This is a genomic window from Chamaesiphon sp. GL140_3_metabinner_50 (assembly GCF_025361915.1).
Taxonomy (GTDB): Bacteria; Cyanobacteriota; Cyanobacteriia; order Cyanobacteriales; family Chamaesiphonaceae; genus Chamaesiphon.
Genome location: NZ_JANYJC010000133.1, coordinates 1 through 5,359, shown reverse-complemented (window position 1 = coordinate 5,359; position 5,359 = coordinate 1). Strand labels below are relative to the sequence as shown.

Here is a 5,359-nt window from a genome sequence, read left to right as displayed (position 1 = left end):
AAAATTACCCTCGAACGCGCCGCGCAATTGCCCTTACAGTGGCAAATTGCAGGCGGTACCGATGCTGGAGCTACCCACCAGCACAACGAAGACTCTTATTACCCCACCCCACTCGACCTCACTCACGATGCCACAGGTGGTAAAATTGCGATTATTTGCGATGGCATTGCCGGACATGACGGCGGCGAAGTTGCCAGTCAGATGGCTGTTAAACTCTTACAAATCCAAACCCAAACCCTATTTGAATCGCTCGTCAACAGTTCCGAACTAGTCTCCCCCGAACAGATTTGCAACGCCATTAGCGCGATCGTCCGAGTAGTCAATAATACCATTACCGCCCAAAATCAAAGCCAGAAACGCGAAGAACTGCGGCGGATGGGTACCACGATGGTAATGGCAATTCAAGTCAACCAGCGGATTCGCAACCGCAACAGTGTCGGCAATTCCCACGAGATTTATATCGCCCACGTCGGCGATAGTCGCGCGTATTGGATTACCCCCCACCGCTGTCAGCTCCTGACGATCGATGATGATATCGCCACGCGGGAAGTTAAGCAAGGTCGAGATCTGCCCTGGCACAGTGCTAATCGCCCCGATGCGGCGGCTTTAACCCAAGCTTTAGGGATGAAGCCCGGAGAGCTAATTCACCCCACCGTGCAGCGATTTATGGCGATCGAGGATGGGATTTTATTATTATGTTCCGATGGTTTGAGCGATCGCAATTTAGTCGAGAGTTCTTGGCAAGATTATGCCGAGCAAATTCTTCAGACAGAAATGCCCCTCACCGAAGCCGTGCAATCTTGGCTGGCTCTAGCCCATCGTCAAAATGGCGATGATAATATCTCTTTGGTGCTGATGTCTTGTCAGGTGTCGGCAACCGATTCCCACATCTACAGCAGCCAACTAGTGCCGCGCCATACCGACGATCCCGAACCCGACGAGCTAGAACCAGAGCCACAATTTAGATTCAACCGCGTCATTTACTTGTTTTTATTCCTGACTACAACCCTGGGATTTGGAGCCGCAATCGCGATCGCCATTGCCTTCTTCCATCCAGAATTGGTGGACACCTGGCGAGAGCAACTAGCTCCCAAATCGCCACAGGCGGCGTTAAATCGGCAAGTCGATCGTCATTAGCCCCGTTCCCAATGAGCGCGTACCGACAAGTTTGAATAGAAGCGAAAACCCTAGAAATCCCCCTGTCTTGTCGGTTTTTTACATCACGGGGGAACCGGATCCGGTTCCCCCCTTAAAAAGCTACCGTGTATACACATTTCTGGTGAGAAGCGCAATTAGTGGGAATCCCCCTAAATCCCCCTTTTCAAGGGGGACTTCCGGATCCGGTTCCCCCCTTTTTAAGGGGGGTTAGGGGGGATTGGGATCTCAAAATGAAGTCAACCATACTTGTCGGTACGCGGCAGCCTTAAAAAGGGGGGCTAGGGGGGATTGGGATCTCGAAACGAAGTCCAGCAGACTTGTCGGTACGCGCGCTCTTTTTGGCATGACCAGCAATCGCGATCGAGTAGGATGGAGTTAGATCCAAAATTTGGTAAAGCCAATGTTGAGAAATTGAGCTATTTACGTCCAAAGTGTGCATACTATCAATATCATCTGACTGACCTATCGGTTGCCAATCGACTGGATCCGCCAGCGCATTTACATCTTTATGTTTAATTTATTTCAAAAAAAGCACAACGCTCAACCCCGAAAAATTGCCATTGGTGACGTTCACGGCCATTTTGATGGCATGTGTCAATTAATCGATTTTTGTAAGCTATCTCCCGCAGATGAAGTATATTTCCTGGGAGATGTAATCGATCGCGGGCCTAAAAGTGCCCAAGTAGTCAAATGGATTCGCGAACGCGATTACCCTTGTTTGATGGGCAATCACGAAGTGATGTTACTCACATCATTTAATAATGGCACGATCGACGAAATGGCATTGCGTCATTGGCTACCATCTGGCGGCGATACCACATTAGAAAGTTATGGCGATGCCGGAATTCCACCAGAAGACATGGATTGGTTTGCCAGTTTGCCATCCTATCTAGATTTGGGCGATGTCTTTTTAGTTCACGCTGGTGTCGATCCCTTTAAATCGATCGACAAACAAAATAACGACCAATTTTGCTGGATTAGAGAGAAATTCTTGAGCAATCAATTTCCCTACTTCCCCGATAAAATTATTATTACCGGACATACAATTACCTTTACCCTCCCAGGCGTTCGTCCCGGCGAAGTCGCACAAGGCCCCGGCTGGCTGAATATTGAAACCGGAGCTTATCATCGTAAAAGTGGCTGGATGACAGCTCTAGATATTACCAATGCAATGGTTTATCAAGTCAATGTATTTTCAGGCAAAAAACGCAAACAACCACTCGATCGCATCGCCAAATTAGTCGAACCAAGTCGAGTTAAACTTTAATCTAAATATCGACCCGATCGTAAATTTAGATCGAATCACCTCAATAGGCTGAAACAGCAATTCGCTCTAACTCAAACCCCGATCGGGGCGGGGTTTAGCAAAGGTTTAAATGATGCTCACTTGACCCCCATAGCCTACTAGGGTTGCTAATTGGAGCTGTTGACTATCATTGGTTGTAACTAGCGTATCGCCTTGGAGATTGCGACTGAGCGTCACACCAAGCCCACCAAGATCCAACTTGTCGATGGCAGTAAATCCATAAATAGTCGCCTTTCCTTCTTTCCCCAACATCACAGTATCTTTACCTGCACCAAGATAAAGAGTATCAATTCCACCACCGATAACTTCTAGCTTAGTTGAGCCACCAAAGTCACCAGAATAATCGCTAGTAATTAATTGCCCCCGTAAGTTAACAAAACCACCTCGGAGGTTAATTATGTCATCACCTGCATCATCATAAATAGTGTCATTCCCGATCCCAGAGAAGATCGTATCGTTACCCGCTCCACCATGAATTTCATGCTGACCAAGCGCAGGGCCATCAGGATCGAATCCAAAAATCGGGATAGTGACAATGGTATCGTCTCCAGTACCTCCAAAAACGACATTACCTGTAGAAGCACTAGCATCAAGAACGATTAGATCGTTACCTGCTCCGGCTGAGATCTTATTCTGATTTGCCAATAGTGCAAAAATATCATCATTACCGTCACCAGCATCAAAAGTTCCGTTGCTGCTTCCGATATCCATAAAATCGTTGCCGGAACCAGCATCAACGGTAAAAATATCGTCTTCACTGCTCACAATAATAATATCATCGCCTACCCCTGCGGAGATAAAATGTCGATCGACACCACCTTTAACATTACTCAACTGTGCGCCATCAATTATTTCAATCCGATCGTTTCCCTCTCCGCCATTAATGATTGTGTTGCCAAAACCCCGTACGCTAATAGTGTCGTTGCCAGTTCCGCCATTAATTGTTTTGTTGCCAGCACCCCAAGCATAGATAATATCGTTTCCGGCTCCAGCATTGATAATGTCATTGCCCGTTTTGCCAGATATATCAACAACGGCACCATCAAAAATATCGTCGCCTGTGCCGAGATCGACCACATCATTGCCACCAAGACCAGCAGCTACATAGTCATTACCATCACCAGTTATAATCGTGTTATTCCCAGCATCAGTGCGGGAACCCCAGGAAATTGCTTCGCCACCAAAAGGAGGGTCTGTGCGAGTAAACAAGAAATTAACTCCAGCCAAGACGACATCATTGCCGTTACCTGTAGTAACAATATTGTTACCACCCAAAACCTCGATCCAGTCTGGCTTAGTCGTACCATTTATGGTTTGGCTGTTTGCTGTAGCTGTTATCACACTGTAAGTAATGCCCCGAAAATTTCTGGCGACCATGTAAAAATTCTCCTAGATGTAGTAGATTGAGTTGGCTATGAACTTTTCATAGTTGTCGCACAGCATCTCACTTTTGTCGTAAATTGTCAATCCGTCGATCGTCAATATTTACCCATCGCATTTTTTGTCCTTCAGCAATCTCTTCCACACTCCCTAGCAAATTATCTCGATCGATTCGATCGGTTGCATAGTATTTTTGAAGATTTGCCATTCAAACCTGATTCGATCGAATGTGACATCGATCGAATTACTATGGCATCATATAAGCATGATATATGATGCAAATTTTATGCTAGATCTCCATCGAGATATCAACTCTCTTTCTAATTTCAAGCGTAATACTGCCAGTTTTATCGAGCGACTCAAAGGCACAAAGTCACCACTAGTCCTTACTCTTAATGGAGTATCCGAGCTAGTCGTCCAAAGTGCTGAAGGTTATCAGCAGCTACTCGATCGCATTGAGTATCTTGAGACAACTGCTGGCATTAGAAAAGGACTAGACGAGCTAGCCGCAGGAGAAGCAGTTGTCGCTATTCCAGCTCTAGAGGCACTTTAGGTTAAGGAGAAAATATTATGACTTATATTAAACCTCAACTAGATACCGATCTTGATATCATCCCTGGTGAAGATATTGCGGTAAGAGCAAAGAAAATGGCAGCGGCTGGAACAAAACAAGTTTCAGCGGATATCGCCCGTCTCAAAGCAATGGGGCAGCCAATTTACTATGAAATTGGACAAACATTAGTTCGTGAAGAAGCTGATGGGCGAAAGTTTGAGTATCGGTTGCGGGATGATGGTCGTGAAGAAATTTTGGGCGAGCTTGTTTAAATCATGCCAGAATTGATGGTCATTGCAGGGGCAAATGGATCTGGAAAATCTACCCTAACAAAACTTTTCCCCGATAATATTCCAGTTATAGATCCTGATGCCATTGCCCGTGAGATTGCACCCGAACAGCCTGAGTCTGCTGCTTTAGCTGCTGGCAGAAAAGCGATTGAGTTAGCACGATCGTATATTCGATCGAATGATAGCTTTATTGTTGAAACAACGCTGGCAGGTAATACCTATCTCAATTTAATGCGTGAAGTCAAAGCATTGGGCTGGCTTGTCAGACTAAGTTATATTGGAATTAACCAACCAACTACCAATATTCAACGAGTTCAAAGTCGTGTCAAATTAGGCGGTCATAATGTGCCTAGATCGGATATTTTGCGTCGGTACGAACGTAGCTTGGCTAATTTGAATAAAGCAGCCAAAATTGTCGATACATTAATTCTCTATGATAATTCAACGAGTGCTGGTCATCAGCTATTGGCTACGATTGAAAGAGATCGAGCGGTGGTTTATGTACCAGAATTGCCGAGCTGGTTATCAAAAGCAAATCTAAATCTTTAGAAACAACGCAATCGATCTGTAGAAACCCTCGCATCTAAAAAAGCTCCCCGACTTCTTGAAGAAGTCGGGGAGCTTTTTTATTTTAAACTAAATTAACCGATACTAGAAGGTTCTTTCTCTTTA

General features: G+C 45.4%; 7 protein-coding genes. 5 read left to right on the top strand and 2 right to left on the bottom strand.

Annotated elements, in window-relative coordinates:
* Both Q0R35_RS07135 and Q0R35_RS07130 read left to right on the top strand, forming a co-directional pair.
* On the top strand, positions 1–1,137 hold a 1,137-nt coding region (locus Q0R35_RS07135), incomplete at its 5' end, for a PP2C family serine/threonine-protein phosphatase (RefSeq protein ID WP_295615409.1).
* A 529-nt stretch (positions 1,138–1,666) separates the two neighbouring features.
* Entirely contained in the window at positions 1,667–2,425 is a 759-nt protein-coding gene (locus Q0R35_RS07130; protein WP_295615407.1) for a metallophosphoesterase family protein, read from the top strand.
* Between the two features lie 105 nt (positions 2,426–2,530).
* Here Q0R35_RS07130 and Q0R35_RS07125 read toward each other — a convergent pair whose 3' ends face one another.
* Together Q0R35_RS07125 and Q0R35_RS07120 are read right to left on the bottom strand one after the other, a co-directional pair.
* Positions 2,531–3,841 carry a calcium-binding protein gene (locus tag Q0R35_RS07125; protein ID WP_295615405.1) on the bottom strand — a complete coding sequence of 437 codons (1,311 nt, stop codon included), beginning with the start codon at positions 3,839–3,841 and terminating at the stop codon, positions 2,531–2,533.
* A gap of 67 nt (positions 3,842–3,908) precedes the next feature.
* Complete coding sequence (locus tag Q0R35_RS07120; protein WP_295615403.1) at positions 3,909–4,052, bottom strand: hypothetical protein; 144 nt, start codon at positions 4,050–4,052, stop codon at positions 3,909–3,911.
* A 78-nt stretch (positions 4,053–4,130) separates the two neighbouring features.
* On the opposite strand from Q0R35_RS07120, the gene Q0R35_RS07115 reads away from it, so the two are divergent.
* The 3 genes from Q0R35_RS07115 to Q0R35_RS07105 are packed head-to-tail and all read left to right on the top strand — an operon-like array spanning position 4,131 to position 5,236.
* Positions 4,131–4,397, top strand: a complete 267-nt coding sequence (locus Q0R35_RS07115) for a type II toxin-antitoxin system Phd/YefM family antitoxin (protein WP_295615402.1) — start codon at positions 4,131–4,133, stop codon at positions 4,395–4,397.
* A gap of 17 nt (positions 4,398–4,414) precedes the next feature.
* On the top strand, positions 4,415–4,669 hold the full coding sequence (locus Q0R35_RS07110) for a hypothetical protein (protein ID WP_295615401.1): 255 nt from the start codon (positions 4,415–4,417) through the stop codon (positions 4,667–4,669).
* 3 nt (positions 4,670–4,672) lie between these two features.
* Positions 4,673–5,236 carry a zeta toxin family protein gene (locus tag Q0R35_RS07105; protein ID WP_295615400.1) on the top strand — a complete coding sequence of 188 codons (564 nt, stop codon included), beginning with the start codon at positions 4,673–4,675 and terminating at the stop codon, positions 5,234–5,236.
* Positions 5,237–5,359 lie beyond the last annotated feature (123 nt).

Coding starts and splice junctions, on each gene's coding strand:
- Q0R35_RS07120 (WP_295615403.1), bottom strand. CDS start 4,052: ATGGCAAATCTTCAAAAATACTATGCAACCGATCGAATCGATCGAGAT.
- Q0R35_RS07105 (WP_295615400.1), top strand. CDS start 4,673: ATGCCAGAATTGATGGTCATTGCAGGGGCAAATGGATCTGGAAAATCT.
- Q0R35_RS07130 (WP_295615407.1), top strand. CDS start 1,667: ATGTTTAATTTATTTCAAAAAAAGCACAACGCTCAACCCCGAAAAATT.
- Q0R35_RS07125 (WP_295615405.1), bottom strand. CDS start 3,841: ATGGTCGCCAGAAATTTTCGGGGCATTACTTACAGTGTGATAACAGCT.
- Q0R35_RS07115 (WP_295615402.1), top strand. CDS start 4,131: ATGCTAGATCTCCATCGAGATATCAACTCTCTTTCTAATTTCAAGCGT.
- Q0R35_RS07110 (WP_295615401.1), top strand. CDS start 4,415: ATGACTTATATTAAACCTCAACTAGATACCGATCTTGATATCATCCCT.